The organism is Ruegeria sp. K5 (genome assembly GCF_056531805.1).
In genome coordinates, this window is the sequence record NZ_JBQFML010000001.1 from 387,451 (window position 1) to 402,692 (window position 15,242).

Sequence of the window (15,242 nt, forward strand, 5' to 3'; positions counted from 1 at the left end):
CGCGACTCCCCCGAGGTATTTTTGGCCAGATGAAGAACGGATCCTAGGAGTTGAGCGTGCGGGCGTAATCTTTGGTGAAGCCTGAATAGCCGTCGGATGTGGATTTCAGGTGGGTCCGGGTCCAGTCGTGGAATGCGGGTAGCTGGTGGAAGGGCACGTTCGGAAAGGCATGATGTTCGGCGTGGTAGGGCATGTTCCAGGCCAGAAACCGTATGATCCGGTTGGTGAAGGTGGTGCGCGAGTTTTCCAGCATATTGGCGACCGGTGGGCAGAGGCCGTGTTCGGCCAGAAGGTACAGGCGCAGCGCGGGCTGGGCGATCAGGACGGGGATGATCCAAAGCCAGAGCAGGAGCGTTGAGGAAAGCAGGCTGAGCAGGGCCAGTGCGTAAAGTGTGAGCAATATGCGCGCTTCGGTTCGGATCGCGGGATGCTGTCGCGCGGGCAGGTAGGGGGCGTCGATCTGTCCGAAGGCGTTTTGAGCCAGCACTTTGCCCATGCCGGACCAGTAAGGTGCACCGCTGAGGTAGAGTGCAAGACTGCGCCAGCTGTCAGGGCGCGGTTTTCCGCCAAGTTCGGGGTCTTTGTCCGGGTGGTTGGTCCATTTGTGGTGGGCCAAATGGAAATACCTAAACCATGTGAAAGGCAGAGCGATCGGTACCGAGACCAAGTGACCAACCGTATCGTTGATCCACCCGGTTTTGAACGGTGTCTTGTGGGTGCATTCGTGGCTGAGCGTGAACAGAAAGACCAGCAGGACGCCTTGCGGGACCATAAGGAGCGGCCAGAGTGGGATTTGCGCGGCGATACCGATGCTACAAAGGGCCAAAAGCGCGAAATAGACCGCCAGATGTTTCAATCCTGCCGCGTCGGACCGGCGTTGCAGCTTGTCCTTGGTCTCGGCCGGAATTAAGGCGATGAGGGCGCGGTGGTCCATGTGCCTATTCTCTCGGAATGTCGAAGCCGGGTGGGGCCAGATCGAAGCCATCGAACTCGAACCCCGGCGAGACGGTGCAACTGACCAGCGTGTAATCGTCGGTGCTGCGCGCCGCTTGCCAGTGGCCTTCGGGCACGATCAGTTGCGGGGTACCTGCGTTCAGATCGGGGGTCAGAAGGTGATCGGTCGCCGGCCCCTGATCACTTTCGCTGAGCGACAGCACCAGTGGCGCGCCGGTGTGATAGAGCCAGATCTCGGTCGCATCGACGCGGTGCCAGTGGCTGCTCTCACCTTCCTGCAGCAGGAAGTAGATGCAGGTGCCCGTTGCGCGGCCCGCATTGTTGGCGCGCCAGGTTTCCTTGAACCAGCCACCTTCCGGATGGCGTTGCAGGTTCAGGTGGTCGATGATCTCTTGTGCGGTCATGGTATCCTCGGGGGTTTGAGGTGATTATGCACGGGTGCAGGTGATCCGCTATGGCAATTGTCGGTTCAGGTCATATGTTTGGCGCATGACCCTGACGATCCCGTTCGATAATTCTTATGCCCGCCTGCCGGATACGTTTTTTGCGCGGCAGGCACCGGTTCCGGTAAGTGCCCCTCGGTTGATTGTGTTCAATACCGATTTGGCCCGGTTGCTGCAGATCTCACCCGGGGATGTGCAGGAAATGGCCGAGGCTTTTGCAGGCAACAGCCTGCCAGACGGGGCCGAGCCTTTGGCACAGCTTTATTCCGGGCATCAATTCGGCACCTACAACCCGCAACTGGGCGACGGGCGTGCGGTTTTACTGGGTGAGACCATCGGGGCCGATGGGGTGCGGCGGGATATTCAGTTGAAAGGCTCAGGTCCCACGCCGTTTTCCCGACGGGGTGACGGGCGCGCGTGGTTGGGGCCGGTATTGCGCGAATATGTCGTGTCCGAGGCGATGCACGCGCTGGGCGTGCCGACCACACGCGCGCTGGCCGCGGTCGAGACGGGCGAGCAGGTGTTTCGCGAAACCCCACTGCCGGGGGCGGTTCTGACACGCGTGGCGCGCAGCCATTTGCGCGTGGGGACGTTTCAGGTCTTCGCGGCGCGGGGGCAGTTCGACAGTTTGCGACGCCTGACGGAATACGCCATCGAGCGCCACTATCCCGAGGCCGATGGGCCGATGGGCTTGCTGCGCGCGGTGCGCGATGTGCAGGCGCGGCTGATTGCGCATTGGATGAGCGTCGGGTTCATCCATGGGGTGATGAACACCGACAATTGCTCGATTGCCGGTGAAACCATCGATTACGGGCCGTGTGCGTTCATGGACACCTATCACCCGAACACGGTGTTCAGTTCGATTGACCGGATGGGGCGCTATGCCTATTCCAACCAGCCTGACATAGCCGTGTGGAATCTTGCGCAACTGGCGACCGCCCTGATCCAGCAGATGGAGGACAAAGAGGCCGCCGTGGAAGAGGCGACCGAGATTGTCCATGCGATGCCTGAGCAGATTCAGGATCATTGGCTGACCCGCTTTCGCGCCAAGATCGGGATTTCAGGTGCTGAGGCCGGGGATCTTGAGTTGATTTCCGATCTGCTGAAACGCATGGCCGAGCAACAGGCGGATTTCACCAACACGTTCCGCGCGCTCAGCGGTCAGGCGGCGCGGGATCAATTCACCGACCCGCAGGCCTTTGACAGTTGGGCTGAGGGCTGGACCGCGCGGTTGCAGCGCGAGCCGGAGCCGCAAACGGTCATGAACGCGGCAAACCCCGCCTTCATTCCACGCAATCATCGGATCGAGCAGATGATCGAAGCGGCGGTGCAGGGGGATTACACTTTGTTCCAGCGTCTCGATACGGTGTTGTCGCGGCCCTATGACGACCAGCCGGATGAGGCCGACCTGACGCGCCCACCGACGCAAGGCGAGGTGGTTCACGCCACGTTCTGCGGCACCTGATTGCGGCCCAGCAGTTCGAACTGCAAACAGGTCTCGGACATTTCGATGGGCAGGGTCGGAGAAATCAGGCCGCTATCGGCCAGCATGACGGATTCGCGTTTTAGCTGGATTTCACGCCCCGACTCGGATTTCACATAGGTGCCCGACGTGCTGCGATCGGTCAGGATCAGTTTGCCCGCCTTCATTGCAAGCACGGCGTGAAGGCGCGAAATCCAGGGTTGCGACAGAACCACATGGCAATCCGGAGAGCGGCCGATATTGAACTCGCCATTGCCCAGACACCGCCAGACCCGGTCTTCATGGCGCAGGATCAGCGTCAGCCCTTCGCGCGGCTGCCAGTTTTCCTCGGACCGGCCAAAGTTCTGGGGCAGCCTTGTCTGCATGATCGAATCCGAGTCCGGATGGATCAGTGAATAAGCAGTCTGCGGCTCGTTAAGGCCCTTTAGGCTCAGCTGGCCCAAGGGGATCAGAGTTTGCCGCAATTCATTTGGCAGCAACACCGCAACGCCCTGACTGAAACAGGCCTCACCCGGATTGGCTGCAGTCGCAAACCGGGCGGTGACGTTGACGGCCTCGCCGTATATCCCGCGCTGGCCGATCACGATGGGGCCGCAATGCACACCGATATGTACGGACAGAGGCGTGTGGGTCGAAGGTTCAATCAGCTTGAGCGCGGCCTGGTACGCGGCGCTTGGGTCTTCGAAATAGCTGAGAACATCGTCGCCCTTCTGCCCAACCGGTACGCCGCCGAACTCCAGCAGAACCGAGCGAAGCCGGTCGATCTCAAGCTGGATCAGTCGCTGGGCCTCATCATCGCCTACAGCTTTGTAAAGCGGCGTGCTGCCCACGATATCGGCAATGATCATCGTGGCGAATGTGGATTCAACGTCCAATAGCGCGGTTCCTTTTTGCGGCAGTTTAACCCCGCAGAATTTTGTGTACACTGACTTAATCTAATAATCTTAGACCATTGAATATACGCCCCCGGTATTGCAAGTCGCAAGACGCGCAGAACACCACAAATGCGGGTTAATCCCGGTCGTTTTGTGACAATCTCGGGGCGGGGCGCTTGTCGGGGGCAGTGAACATCAAAAACGACTTCCAAAAACCACCGACCCTGCGCCTTGCCAGCTACAACATTCAGAAATGTGTCGGGCTGGATTTTCGGCGTCAACCGCAGCGGATCATGCAGGTTCTGAACGGCATGCAGGCCGATATTGTCGTTCTGCAAGAGGCGGATAAGCGCTTGCCGCCGCGCCCGGCCGCTTTGCCGCATTTCATGCTGGATGAGGCCGGATGGCAGATCGTCGATCTGGGCGGGGCCGGCAGTCTGGGCTGGCATGGCAATGCTGTGATCTGGCGCGGGGATCAGATCTCGGTCCGTCAGACCGGCCACCACGACCTGCCGGGGTTTGAGCCGCGTGGCGCTGTACGGGTCGAGTTTGATACGCAGATCGGACCGCTGCGTGTGATGGGAATGCATCTGGGGCTGCTGCCCGCATCCAGGCGGCAACAGATCACGCATATCCGGCGCTTCGACGACGATCTGGACCAGATGCCCACTGTCTGGGCCGGGGATTTCAACGAATGGTCGCGCCAGCCTGTGCTGGACACATTGGCGCCCGAGATGCGGTTTCTACCACCTGTGGCCAGCTTTCCGGCGGCGCAACCGTTGGGCGCGTTGGATCGGATTGCGCTGGGGCAGGGGATCGAGGCGCTGAACCACGGCGCACATCTGGACCGGCCCGCCCATATCGCCTCGGACCATCTGCCGATCTGGGCGGATTTGCAGCGCGCCGGATGATCTGCGCCTTGGGCGTCGAATCCCTGTGGCGCTGGGCGCTGAGACGGTTTAAGACAGCACCCCAAGTAACTTCTGAGGGGCAGCATGTCCGACACGATCATCGCGCGGTGCGAGGCCAAGGGCCTGCGCATGACTGGCCAGCGGCGCACCATTGCGCAGGTGCTTGAGCAGAGCGCAGACCACCCCGATGTCGAGGAACTGTATGCACGCGCCTCGGCCATCGATGCGGGGATATCGATTGCCACGGTCTATCGCACGGTAAAGCTGTTTGAAGAGGCCGGGATACTCGACCGTCTGGAATTCGGCGACGGGCGCGCCCGCTACGAGGATGCCGAGCGCGACCACCACGACCATCTGATCGATATGCAGTCGGGTGAGGTGATCGAATTCGTCGACCCCGAAATCGAGGCGCTGCAGGAAAAGATCGCTGCGAAACTGGGCTACAAGCTCAAAGGCCACCGGTTGGAACTGTACGGCGTTCCGCTGGACAAAGACTGACTCATCACCAATCGCGAAGGTCAGCCGCACGGGATATCATATATTCCGGGCGGTTAAGGCTTGTCTGAACGGGCGTCTTACGATTTGGGTGAGTCAAAGAGCGGTAATTCGGGCCGCTGGTTTCAACGGATGTGATCATGAACAACGTGCACGGCATTTTGCTGGTCGTCGGCGCGATGGCGGCGTTCTCGCTTGAGGATATGTTCATCAAGCACATGTCGGCGACGGTACCGACCGGTCAGATCATGGTAATGCTGGGTCTGGCCTGTGCGGTGCTGTTTGCCCTGATGGCTGTGGCAACACGCAAACGCATCTTCAACACAGAAGCATGGCAACCCCTGCCGCTGATCCGCGCGGCGTGCGAAGGGGTTGGGGCCGTGGCTTTCCTGACCGCGCTGTCCCTGGTTGATCTGTCGACCGTGGCGGCTGTGTTTCAGGCGATGCCTTTGGCGGTGACGATGGGCGCGGCGCTGTTTCTGGGCGAACAGGTCGGCTGGCGACGGTGGAGCGCTATCGGTCTGGGTTTCATCGGTGTCCTGATGATCATTCGGCCCGGATTGGACGGGTTTCAGCCGGAAACGCTGTTCGTCGTGCTCAGCGTCATTGCCATCGCTGCGCGAGACCTGATCACGCGGCGGCTGGACGCGCGGATTGCCTCATCCGTCGTGGCCTTGCAGGCCTATGTCGCGGTGGCATTGGCCGGGCTGACCCTGATGGTTCTGAACGCGCAGCCGGTGGCCTCGATGGGGTCGGCACAAATCTGGCCGTTTGTCGGGGCGGTCGGCTTTGGCTTTCTGGCTTATTACAGCATCGTCACCGCAATGCGGATCGGCGAAGCCTCGGCCCTGACACCGTTTCGTTATACCCGCCTGATCTTCTCGATTGCGGCAGGGATGCTCATGTTCGGCGAGCGCCCGGATACGATGACGCTGGCCGGTGCCACGCTGATCATCGGATCGGGCATGTATACATTCATCCGAGAACGCAGGCTGGCGCGCGCATTGGCTGTCGCCGCCTGACGGATCGTCGCAGGTTGGCGCAAACATTTGCCAAGAGTCGTGTTAGCGATAACATCAACGGTTTACTTTTTGCCCTGTGATGCTAAGAGGCGTGCAACTGAACGCAGCCACAGGGACGGGCCTCATGAGCACCATCATCGACATCCACGCACGCGAAATTCTGGACAGCCGGGGCAATCCGACCGTTGAGGTGGACGTGATTCTGGAAGACGGCACCATGGGCCGCGCTGCCGTGCCTTCGGGCGCATCGACGGGCGCCTATGAGGCCGTGGAAAAGCGCGACGGCGACAAGGCGCGTTACATGGGCAAGGGCGTGCTGGAAGCTGTTGCCGCGGTGAACGGTGAGATTGCCGAGGAATTGGTTGGCTTTGACGCCACCGAACAAGTCGCCATCGATCAGGCCATGATCGAACTGGATGGGACCGAGAACAAAGGCCGTCTGGGGGCCAACGCCATTCTAGGTGTCTCGCTGGCAACCGCCAAGGCGGCGGCAGATTTCACCACGCAGCCTTTGTACCGCTATGTCGGCGGCACCTCGGCCCGCGTTCTGCCGGTGCCGATGATGAACATCATCAACGGCGGTGAACACGCCGACAACCCCATCGACATTCAGGAATTCATGATCATGCCGACCTCGGCCGCGAATATCCGCGAAGCCGTGCGCATGGGATCCGAAGTGTTCCACACGCTGAAAAAAGAGCTGTCGGCGGCTGGTCTGGCAACTGGTGTGGGCGACGAGGGTGGGTTCGCGCCCAACATCGCATCGACCCGCGAGGCGCTGGATTTCATCCTGAAGTCCATCGAAAAGGCAGGCTACAAGCCGGGTGAGGAAATCCATCTGGCGCTGGATTGCGCCGCGACCGAGTATTTCAAGGACGGCAAATACGTTTTGGCGGGCGAGGGGATCTCGCTGTCATCCGAGGAAAACGCGGCCTATCTGGCCGCATTGGTCAACGACTATCCGATCATCTCCATCGAAGACGGCATGTCCGAAGATGACTGGGATGGCTGGAAAGCCCTGACCGACGCCATCGGCGACAAGGTCCAACTGGTGGGCGACGACCTGTTCGTGACCAACCCCGCGCGTCTGGCCGAAGGGATTGAGCGTGGTTGCGCGAACTCGATGCTGGTCAAGGTCAACCAGATCGGTTCGCTGACCGAAACCCTGCGCGCCGTCGATATGGCCCATCGCGCGCGCTATACCAACGTGATGTCGCACCGCTCGGGCGAGACCGAGGACGCCACCATTGCCGATCTGGCGGTGGCGACCAATTGCGGTCAGATCAAGACCGGCTCGCTGGCACGTTCGGACCGGTTGGCCAAGTACAACCAGTTGATCCGCATCGAGGAATCTCTGGGTGAGGTCGCGGATTACGCGGGCGCGTCGATCCTGAAACGCTGAACGAACAGGGCTGACCCCGTGGCGGCGCACACCGCGACGGGGTCGGCCACATTACTGTCGGCTGATCGGAACGAAGCTGACGACCAGCCCGGTTCCCGTCACACCCGCCGAGTTTTCCTTGCTGAGTTCGGCAACCAGTTCGGGTTCCAGCACTTCAAGGGCCGCCGACAAATCGCCTGACGCGTTCGAGGTCGACTTGCGCGCAAAGACGATGTCCCCGGAAATCACCGACTGAATCTGATAGGCCGCCCAGTCAAACTGTCCGACATTTTCCCGCCAGCCACTGCATTTGGGCCCGTCGCCCTGTTCATTGAACAACCGGGATGCGTCCTGCAGTGTCACGGATGACTTCCTGGCATTGGTCAGCTTGTAGGAATAGTAGCGATCAATGCCGCCATTCAGCCCGGCCGAGGCGAATTTGGTCTCTATCCCACCCAACTCACCGGACGCTTCGAGCTTTTTCAGAAGGTCGATATCAGCGACGCGCTGGTCCGCTTCAAGCGTCACATCGGACAAAGGCAAGTCAAAGAAACACAGGCTTTCCAGGTTGGCAGGGCGGGTCAGGTCGTTGGTGGGGTTTTCGCGGACGTAGTACAAAGATCCGACACGGATGCCTTCACGCGGGGGTTTCAGTTCACGACCGCCGGTTTCATCTGCGATAGGAACGGTTTCTCCGCATCCTACCAAGGCCGCCAGGCACAGCGCCGAAAGAGAAAAATAGACTGATTTCATATTAACTTACCTCTTAATCTAAATGCGGATACAGGACACCAAAGCGAGATTCGTTCCAAGTCTTACTTTGGCTTCCCAAAAACCGCATGGATGGCTTCAGATTTTGCCGCCACACGAATTCAAATGGATAATGTGCTTGCACAGGTGTGGGCATGACATCATCAAAAGCGCACCGAGCAGCCGAAGCGCATGCACAACAGCTTATCAGGGCTGCCTGCTAAAATCCAAATTTCAGGTGAAACCGACGGCACCGGTTGGGTGGGAACGAGGTGGCGACAAAGAACCTTGGCAAGTCAAAAACATCTGATTTTTCACCATTTTGATGCGAAAAAACTGACAATAACATGCTCATATGTGAACTTGTTCCTATATGAGGTACAATAATCGCGGTAATCCTTAACATATTACAGAAAGGGGGACGCGATGTCTGCTTCAAGATTCCTTCTTATTTTTTCAGTGATTTCTGCTGGCGTTCTATCTGCCTGCACCGAGCCCGGAACCTATCCGATTACGGGGGCAGAGATCTCTCAGGATGACCCGGTTCAAGAGATGTACAATCCGGGCCTGATTTTCCGTGGGGAATCCCGCTAGAGCGGCTTGCTCATCAACATGTAACGCTCACGCGGTTTGAAGCCCGTGCGCAGATACAGTTTTTGCGCCGTTTCATTGGTGCGATCGACTTCCAGATGCAGCGCAGTCAGCCCGGCCTCGGCCAGCGCTTTGGGCAAGTCCAACAGCACTTCGGTTGCGATGCCACGGCCCCGGACGGCAGGGCGGATGTAGATCTCGTCGACAAAGCCGTCCATGCCGCCGAACTCGACCGACCAGCCGAAGGTCAGGATGATGTAGCCCAAAGGCGCGCGGCCCGGACCGATCAGATAGATGCAGCCATGCGGGATGCCTTCCAGCAACGGCAGCAACGCCTCGCGTCGTTGATCGGCATCCTGCGCGATCTGTGCCTCGGTATGGAAAGCGGTGACCAGACCCATCAGGCGATCCAGATCCTCGGGGCGGGCAAGTCTCAGTGCGGCGCTCATAGGCGGGCCAGCCTTTCTGTCAGCAAGTCGAAAAATCCTTCGGCGTCGACATCCCCCATGAACATCGCGTTCGGCGCACGATCCGTGACCCGCCACCAGTCGGCCACGGTCATGCCCAGCGTCAGCTCTGACTGGGTTTCGATCTCAACATTGATGTGGCGGCCCGAGAACAGGTCTGGCCGGATCAGATAGGCCGTCACGCAAGGGTCGTGCAGCGGTGCGCCTTCCGAGCCGTATTTTTCCTTGTCAAAGCGTTCGAAGAAATCGGTCATTTCGGCAACCGCATGGCCAACCTTGCTGTCCAGCGCCCGGAACGCATCGTTGCGATGGGGCGTGACCAGGGCGTCATGGGTTACGTCCAGCGGCATGACCACGATATGAGCGCCGGATTTGAACACAATTTCAGCAGCTTCCGGGTCGACGTAAATGTTGAATTCCGCAGCCGGAGTGATGTTGCCGACCTCAAAATAGGCGCCGCCCATCAGCACGATTTCCTGCACCCGGTCGATGATGTCAGGCGCCTTCTGGAACGCCGAGGCGATGTTTGTCAGCGGTCCCAGCGGACACAGCGTAACCGTTGCCGGTTCCTGCGCGCGCAGGGTGTCGATGATGAAATCGACCGCGTGGCCCTCGGCCAGCGGCATCACCGGGTCCGGCAATACAGGGCCATCCAGCCCGGTTTTTCCATGCACATGCTCGGCGGTGATCAGAGGGCGGTTCAGCGGGCGGTCGCACCCGGCATAGACCGGGATATGCGTGTGCCCGGCCAGTTCACACACGATGCGCGCGTTCTTGGCGGTCAGCGCCAGCGGGACGTTTCCGGCGACGGCGGTGATGCCCAGAACCTGGATCTCTTCGGGGCTGGCCAGCGCCAGCAGGATGGCGACGGCATCGTCCTGTCCCGGGTCGGTGTCGATGATGATCTTGCGCGGTGCCATGCTGTGCCTCCGGGGTCTTGAAGCGCGGACACTCGCAAGTGTCACCGCACTTGTCCAGCGGTTTCAGGCCCCGGTCGGTGCGTCCACAGGCGGGAGTTTGCCGTTGGCGCGGTGTTCCTCGATCTTGACCTCATCCCACAGCGCATCCATCTCGGCCAGATCGCTTTGCGACGGCGTTTTGCCACGGGCGGCGAGGCGCGCCTCAACCTGTTCGAACCGGCGGGTGAACTTGGCGTTGGTGCGGCGCAGGGCGGCTTCGGGCTCGATGCCCAGATGACGGCCCAGATTGACCATCACGAACAGCAGATCGCCGAACTCATCCTCAAGCGCATCGGCGTCTTTGCTGTTGCGCGCCTCTTCCAGTTCGGCGGCCTCTTCGGTGATCTTGGCCAGTACGTGGCTGGCATCGGGCCAGTCGAACCCCACGCGGGCGGCGCGTTTTTGCAGCTTATGCGCGCGCAACAGGGCAGGCAGGTTGGCGGCGACACCGTCCAGCGCGCCTTTCTGTTCCTTTCCCGCACGCTCAGCCGCTTTGATGGTTTCCCAGTCGCGCGTCTGCTGTTCAGCCGATTTGTCGCGGGATTCGTCGCCGAACACATGCGGATGGCGGTCGACCATCTTGTCCGACATGGTGCGCACCACGTCCTGAAAGGTGAAATGCCCGGCTTCTTCGGCCATCTGGGCGTGAAAGACGGACTGGAACAGCAGATCGCCCAGCTCTCCTTGCAGCTCATCATAGGCCTCACGTTCGATGGCGTCGGCAACCTCATAGGCCTCTTCGATGGTATAGGGGGCAATCGTCGAAAAATCCTGTTCGATGTCCCACGGACAGCCTGAATCCGGGTCGCGCAGGCGACGCATGATTTCCAGCAAACGTTCGATACCCGCATCGCTGTCGTGGATCAGAGGATTTTCGGCCATTGCGAACCCTTTCGTTCCGGTGTCAGATGCATCCATTCCGCAGTCCCGATCAGGAGTCCACCCCAGATGCCCGTCGTCAACCGAATTGCCGATTTCTCAGCCGACATGGCCGCATGGCGCCAGCATTTGCACACGATCCCCGAACTGGAGTTCGAGTGCTTTGAAACCGCCGCCTTTGTGGCCGAACGGTTGCGCGAGTTCGGGGTGGATGAACTGCACGAAGGTATTGCGAAAACCGGGATGGTCGCGATCATCAACGGGCAGGGCGACGGGCCGACCATTGGCCTGCGCGCCGATATGGATGCGCTGCCAATTACCGAGGAGACGGGCGTAGACTACGCCTCGAAACACCCCGGCAAGATGCACGCCTGCGGCCATGACGGGCACACCACGATGCTGCTGGGCGCCGCGCGCTATCTGGCCGAGACGCGAAACTTCCGCGGCCGCGTTGCGCTGATTTTCCAGCCCGCCGAGGAAGAGGGTGGCGGGGCCAATGTCATGGTTCAGGAAGGCATCATGGAGCAGTTCGACATCGCTCAGGTCTACGCGCTGCACAACGCGCCGGGCTTTGCCGAAGGCGCGTTCTACACCACGCCCGGTCCGATCATGGCAGCGGTCGATACGTTCGAGGTGCATATCCAGGGCGTCGGTGGCCACGGTGCGATGCCGCATGAGACCCGCGACCCGGTCATGGCCGCCTGCGCCATTGCGCAGGCGATTCAGACGATTGTCAGCCGCAATCACTATGCCTTGGACGATCTGGTCGTTTCGGTCACGCAAATCCATACCGGGACGGTCAACAACGTGATCCCCGATACGGCCTATATCAACGGCACCGTCCGCACCTTCGACCCTGCCGTTCAGAAAATGGTGATGCAGCGGATGGAGCAGATCGTGCAGGGGCAGGCGGCCTCGTACGGGGTCGAGGCGCGGCTGGATTATGTCGTCAGCTATCCCGCAACGATCAATGATGCCGACAAGGCGGGTTTTGCGGCCGAGGTTGCGCGGGATGTTGCAGGACCCGACCGGGTCACCGCAAATACCGGGCGTGAGATGGGGGCCGAGGATTTCTCGTACATGCTGCAGAAACGCCCCGGCGCGTATCTGTTCTTGGGACAGGGCGAGGGCGCGGGCCTGCATCACCCGAAATACAACTTCAACGACGAGATCGCGCCGGTGGGAGCTTCTTTCTTCGCGCGGATTGTCGAAAAGGCCCAGCCGCTGGGCTGATGGGATCAAGACATGGCACTGGAAGACGCAAAAACACAGGTGGACGAGGCGTTCACCAACCCTGACCTAAAAGGGCTGTCCTATGAGAACACATTCGGCGGCGCGACCTCGTTCCTGCGGCGGCTTTACACCAAAGAGCTAAAGGGCGTGGACATCGCTGTGACCGGGGTGCCGTTCGATCAGGCCGTGACCAACCGCCCCGGCACACGTCTGGGCCCCCGCGCAATCCGCGAAGCCAGCGCCCTGCAATCGCCCGATGCGCCGTATGGCTGGCCGTTTGATGCGCTCAGCGAACTGGCCATCGTTGATTATGGCGACATGGCCTATGACTATGCCAATATCCCGGCCTTTCCGGACACGCTGACCGATCATATCCGGACTATCCTGGCCGCCGACGTGGCCTCGGTCACGCTGGGCGGGGATCACTATATCAGCTTTCCGATCCTCAAAGCCTATGCCGAGAAATTCGGGCCGATGTCCCTGCTGCAATTCGATGCGCATACCGACACATGGGCCGATGATGATATGTCGCGCGTGGATCACGGGACGATGTTCTACAAGGCGGTGAAATCAGGGATCGTGGACCCCAAACGCTCGGTCCAGGTGGGGATCCGCACCCATAACGAGGACACTCTGGGCGTCAACATCATCGACGCGCGCGAGGTTTACGAATCCGGCCCCGCCGCCGTGGCCCAGAAGATCAAGGGCATTCTGGGCGACAATCCCGTCTACCTGAGCTTTGATATTGACGGTCTGGACCCGGCCTTTGCCCCCGGCACGGGAACACCGGTCTGGGGTGGCCTGAGCTCAATCCAGACGCAGATCATCCTGCGCGACATTGCCGGGATCAACATCAAAGGCGGGGATGTGGTCGAGGTGTCGCCGCCTTTCGATACATCCGGTGCGACGGCGATTGCCGGGGCGCATGTGGCCACGCAGATCATCTGCCTGCTGGGGTGGAAACGCCTGATGGCTGGCAAAACGTAAACGCGACCCCTCGGGCGTTAACCAATGGTTAGCCATACATCCGGTATGTGCTGAGGGACGTGATCTGATGGAGTGGGAACCAAACGCGCATGACTGAGTATAATCAACCGATCAGCGGCAATGATCTGGCGCGGTTTTCCGGGCCGAACACCTTTATGCGTCTGCCGCAGGCGACCTCGCTGGCGGGGCTGGATATTGCGCTGTTGGGGATCCCGATGGATATCGGCACCTCGTGGCGCTCAGGCACCCGGTTTGGTCCCAAGCAGATCCGCAGCGAAAGCGCGATGATCCGGCCCTATAACATGGCCACATCTGCCGCCCCGTTCGACAGTTTGCAGACTGCCGATATTGGCGATCTTGCAATCAACACCTTCTCGCTGTCCGAAAGCCTGAAGATCATCAAGGACAGCTATGACGGTATTCTGGCGAAGAACGTGATCCCGGTGGCGATGGGCGGGGATCACTCGATCACTTTGCCGATCCTGCGGGCGATTGCGGCGAAACACGGGCCGGTGGCCCTGGTCCATGTGGATGCCCATGCGGATGTGAACGATGAGATGTTTGGTGAGAAGGAAACCCACGGCACCGTCTTCCGTCGCGCCTATGAAGAGGGGCTGATCGTCCCCGACAAAACTTTTCAGATCGGCATTCGCGGCTCGGGCTACGCCGCCACCGACTTTACCGAGGCCAAAGACTGGGGCTTTCGCCAGTTTCCGGCGTGGGAGTTGTGGCAACAAAACCTGACCCAGATCGGCTCGCAGATCCGCAAGACGGTCGAGGATCACCCGGTTTACATCACCTATGACATCGACAGTCTCGATCCCGCCTACGCCCCCGGCACCGGAACGCCCGAGATCGGTGGATTGACCACCCCGCAGGCGTTGCAACTGATCCACGCCTTGCAGGGGGTGAATGTGGTGGGCTGTGATCTGGTCGAGGTCTCTCCGCCTTACGACCCGTCGGGCAACACGGCGCTGACGGCGGCGAACCTGCTGTTCGAGCTGTTGTGCATCCTGCCCGGCGTGACGTCGCGGTAAAGCCGTACGGGGCACCTTGTTCCGGTGGCGGATCGGGATAGGCTGACGGGAAAAGGTTGAGGTAGGTGATGAAGATAGCCCTTGGTTTGCTTCTTTTTCTGGCCGTTGGGATGGCGGCGTATATCCGATTGGCACCGTCAGACCCAAAGCGCTGGCACGTGGCCCCTCAGGCCGATGCGGATCGTGACTTGCAGGGCGGCGTTTTGCGCGTGGTTGAGGCGGGTCCGGATGGCCTGGCGCGTCTGGATGCGATTGCAAGGGCGGCACCGCGCACCACGGTTCTGGCCGGATCGGTTGGGGACGGGATGATCACCTACATCACCCGCACCAAGGTGATCGGCTTCCCGGACTACACGACGGTACAGCAGGATGGGGATGTCCTGCGCATTCACGGGCGTTTGCGCTTTGGCCGCAAGGATTTTGGAGTGAACAAGGCGCGGGTTGATGGGTGGTTGGGGCAGATGTGACGCCGCAGGTGTCGCTTAGGACGCGGCGGTGTCGGGCGCAGGTTCCAGATCCGGCCAGTCGGACGGCAAACCAGACGACAAGCACCCTTCCTGCACCTCGCGCCACATGGGCACATTCAGTGACATCTGGCATTGCGCCATGAACATGCGGCCATCGACCTGCAGGCAGATCATCTCACCCAGTTCAACGCGCGTGCCGGTTTTGTCGGTGCAATAACAGTCCTGAACCTTGCCATTCGGGCCGGTCACATCCGCCATAACAGGCGAGGCACACAGCAGTAATCCAAGAACAAACCGTTTCATGGGCA

The 15,242-nt window shown here is 60.3% G+C and carries 17 protein-coding genes; 9 read left to right on the plus strand and 8 right to left on the minus strand.

Annotation, left to right across the window (positions count from 1 at the left end; translation table 11 throughout):
* Positions 1-43 precede the first annotated feature (43 nt).
* On the minus strand, positions 44-934 hold the full coding sequence (locus ACR0MO_RS02025) for a fatty acid desaturase (protein ID WP_170450104.1): 891 nt from the start codon (positions 932-934) through the stop codon (positions 44-46).
* Between the two features lie 4 nt (positions 935-938).
* On the minus strand, positions 939-1,358 hold the full coding sequence (locus ACR0MO_RS02030; protein WP_170450106.1) for a cupin domain-containing protein: 420 nt from the start codon (positions 1,356-1,358) through the stop codon (positions 939-941).
* A gap of 85 nt (positions 1,359-1,443) precedes the next feature.
* On the opposite strand from ACR0MO_RS02030, the gene ACR0MO_RS02035 reads away from it, so the two are divergent.
* Positions 1,444-2,862 carry a protein adenylyltransferase SelO gene (locus ACR0MO_RS02035; protein ID WP_170519130.1) on the plus strand — a complete coding sequence of 473 codons (1,419 nt, stop codon included), beginning with the start codon at positions 1,444-1,446 and terminating at the stop codon, positions 2,860-2,862.
* Here ACR0MO_RS02035 and ACR0MO_RS02040 read toward each other — a convergent pair.
* Entirely contained in the window at positions 2,838-3,755 is a 918-nt protein-coding gene (locus tag ACR0MO_RS02040; protein WP_170450110.1) for an adenylate/guanylate cyclase domain-containing protein, read from the minus strand. The two genes, ACR0MO_RS02035 and ACR0MO_RS02040, sit on opposite strands and share 25 nt — an antisense overlap.
* A 188-nt stretch (positions 3,756-3,943) precedes the next feature.
* On the opposite strand from ACR0MO_RS02040, the gene ACR0MO_RS02045 reads away from it, so the two are divergent.
* The 4 genes from ACR0MO_RS02045 to eno all read left to right on the plus strand — a co-directional run bounded on the left by ACR0MO_RS02045 (position 3,944) and on the right by eno (position 7,585).
* Entirely contained in the window at positions 3,944-4,666 is a 723-nt protein-coding gene (locus ACR0MO_RS02045; RefSeq protein ID WP_480580848.1) for an endonuclease/exonuclease/phosphatase family protein, read from the plus strand.
* 84 nt (positions 4,667-4,750) lie between these two features.
* Complete coding sequence (locus ACR0MO_RS02050) at positions 4,751-5,164, plus strand: Fur family transcriptional regulator (protein WP_170450112.1); 414 nt, start codon at positions 4,751-4,753, stop codon at positions 5,162-5,164.
* A gap of 137 nt (positions 5,165-5,301) precedes the next feature.
* Positions 5,302-6,183, plus strand: a complete 882-nt coding sequence (locus ACR0MO_RS02055; RefSeq protein WP_480889472.1) for a DMT family transporter — start codon at positions 5,302-5,304, stop codon at positions 6,181-6,183.
* Between the two features lie 124 nt (positions 6,184-6,307).
* Positions 6,308-7,585, plus strand: a complete 1,278-nt coding sequence (eno, locus tag ACR0MO_RS02060) for a phosphopyruvate hydratase (RefSeq protein ID WP_480889475.1) — start codon at positions 6,308-6,310, stop codon at positions 7,583-7,585.
* A gap of 51 nt (positions 7,586-7,636) precedes the next feature.
* Here eno and ACR0MO_RS02065 read toward each other — a convergent pair whose 3' ends face one another.
* The 4 genes from ACR0MO_RS02065 to mazG form a co-directional block, all read right to left on the minus strand.
* The gene (locus ACR0MO_RS02065) at positions 7,637-8,317 is read right to left on the minus strand and encodes a hypothetical protein (protein WP_480889478.1); all 681 of its coding nucleotides are present in this window, start codon (positions 8,315-8,317) and stop codon (positions 7,637-7,639) included.
* Between the two features lie 587 nt (positions 8,318-8,904).
* A complete protein-coding gene (locus ACR0MO_RS02070; protein ID WP_170450121.1) occupies positions 8,905-9,354 on the minus strand; it encodes a GNAT family N-acetyltransferase in 450 nt (149 codons plus the stop codon).
* A complete protein-coding gene (locus ACR0MO_RS02075) occupies positions 9,351-10,292 on the minus strand; it encodes a nucleoside hydrolase (RefSeq protein ID WP_170621928.1) in 942 nt (313 codons plus the stop codon). The genes ACR0MO_RS02070 and ACR0MO_RS02075 overlap by 4 nt, the downstream gene beginning before the upstream one ends.
* 63 nt (positions 10,293-10,355) lie before the next feature.
* On the minus strand, positions 10,356-11,213 hold the full coding sequence (gene mazG / locus ACR0MO_RS02080) for a nucleoside triphosphate pyrophosphohydrolase (protein ID WP_170453015.1): 858 nt from the start codon (positions 11,211-11,213) through the stop codon (positions 10,356-10,358).
* 66 nt (positions 11,214-11,279) lie between these two features.
* On the opposite strand from mazG, the gene ACR0MO_RS02085 reads away from it, so the two are divergent.
* The 4 genes from ACR0MO_RS02085 (at position 11,280) to ACR0MO_RS02100 (ending at position 14,934) form a co-directional block, all read left to right on the plus strand.
* Entirely contained in the window at positions 11,280-12,443 is a 1,164-nt protein-coding gene (locus tag ACR0MO_RS02085; protein ID WP_170450125.1) for a M20 aminoacylase family protein, read from the plus strand.
* 12 nt (positions 12,444-12,455) lie between these two features.
* Complete coding sequence (speB, locus tag ACR0MO_RS02090) at positions 12,456-13,430, plus strand: agmatinase (protein ID WP_170450127.1); 975 nt, start codon at positions 12,456-12,458, stop codon at positions 13,428-13,430.
* A gap of 89 nt (positions 13,431-13,519) precedes the next feature.
* Complete coding sequence (speB, locus tag ACR0MO_RS02095) at positions 13,520-14,467, plus strand: agmatinase (protein ID WP_170621925.1); 948 nt, start codon at positions 13,520-13,522, stop codon at positions 14,465-14,467.
* A 68-nt stretch (positions 14,468-14,535) separates the two neighbouring features.
* Positions 14,536-14,934: a DUF1499 domain-containing protein gene (locus tag ACR0MO_RS02100; protein WP_170621924.1), complete on the plus strand. Its 399-nt coding sequence runs from the start codon at positions 14,536-14,538 to the stop codon at positions 14,932-14,934.
* Between the two features lie 15 nt (positions 14,935-14,949).
* Here ACR0MO_RS02100 and ACR0MO_RS02105 read toward each other — a convergent pair whose 3' ends face one another.
* Positions 14,950-15,237: a hypothetical protein gene (locus tag ACR0MO_RS02105; protein WP_170450133.1), complete on the minus strand. Its 288-nt coding sequence runs from the start codon at positions 15,235-15,237 to the stop codon at positions 14,950-14,952.
* Between the last annotated feature and the right edge of the window lie 5 nt (positions 15,238-15,242).

Bases quoted from the DNA above. Each gene is read 5' to 3' on its own strand.
- ACR0MO_RS02025 (WP_170450104.1), bottom strand. From the start codon at position 934: ATGGACCACCGCGCCCTCATCGCCTTAATTCCGGCCGAGACCAAGGAC.
- ACR0MO_RS02105 (WP_170450133.1), bottom strand. From the start codon at position 15,237: ATGAAACGGTTTGTTCTTGGATTACTGCTGTGTGCCTCGCCTGTTATG.
- ACR0MO_RS02055 (WP_480889472.1), top strand. From the start codon at position 5,302: ATGAACAACGTGCACGGCATTTTGCTGGTCGTCGGCGCGATGGCGGCG.
- ACR0MO_RS02085 (WP_170450125.1), top strand. From the start codon at position 11,280: ATGCCCGTCGTCAACCGAATTGCCGATTTCTCAGCCGACATGGCCGCA.
- speB (WP_170621925.1), top strand. From the start codon at position 13,520: ATGACTGAGTATAATCAACCGATCAGCGGCAATGATCTGGCGCGGTTT.
- ACR0MO_RS02100 (WP_170621924.1), top strand. From the start codon at position 14,536: ATGAAGATAGCCCTTGGTTTGCTTCTTTTTCTGGCCGTTGGGATGGCG.
- ACR0MO_RS02065 (WP_480889478.1), bottom strand. From the start codon at position 8,317: ATGAAATCAGTCTATTTTTCTCTTTCGGCGCTGTGCCTGGCGGCCTTG.
- ACR0MO_RS02050 (WP_170450112.1), top strand. From the start codon at position 4,751: ATGTCCGACACGATCATCGCGCGGTGCGAGGCCAAGGGCCTGCGCATG.
- ACR0MO_RS02075 (WP_170621928.1), bottom strand. From the start codon at position 10,292: ATGGCACCGCGCAAGATCATCATCGACACCGACCCGGGACAGGACGAT.
- eno (WP_480889475.1), top strand. From the start codon at position 6,308: ATGAGCACCATCATCGACATCCACGCACGCGAAATTCTGGACAGCCGG.
- speB (WP_170450127.1), top strand. From the start codon at position 12,456: ATGGCACTGGAAGACGCAAAAACACAGGTGGACGAGGCGTTCACCAAC.
- ACR0MO_RS02030 (WP_170450106.1), bottom strand. From the start codon at position 1,358: ATGACCGCACAAGAGATCATCGACCACCTGAACCTGCAACGCCATCCG.
- mazG (WP_170453015.1), bottom strand. From the start codon at position 11,213: ATGGCCGAAAATCCTCTGATCCACGACAGCGATGCGGGTATCGAACGT.
- ACR0MO_RS02035 (WP_170519130.1), top strand. From the start codon at position 1,444: ATGACCCTGACGATCCCGTTCGATAATTCTTATGCCCGCCTGCCGGAT.
- ACR0MO_RS02070 (WP_170450121.1), bottom strand. From the start codon at position 9,354: ATGAGCGCCGCACTGAGACTTGCCCGCCCCGAGGATCTGGATCGCCTG.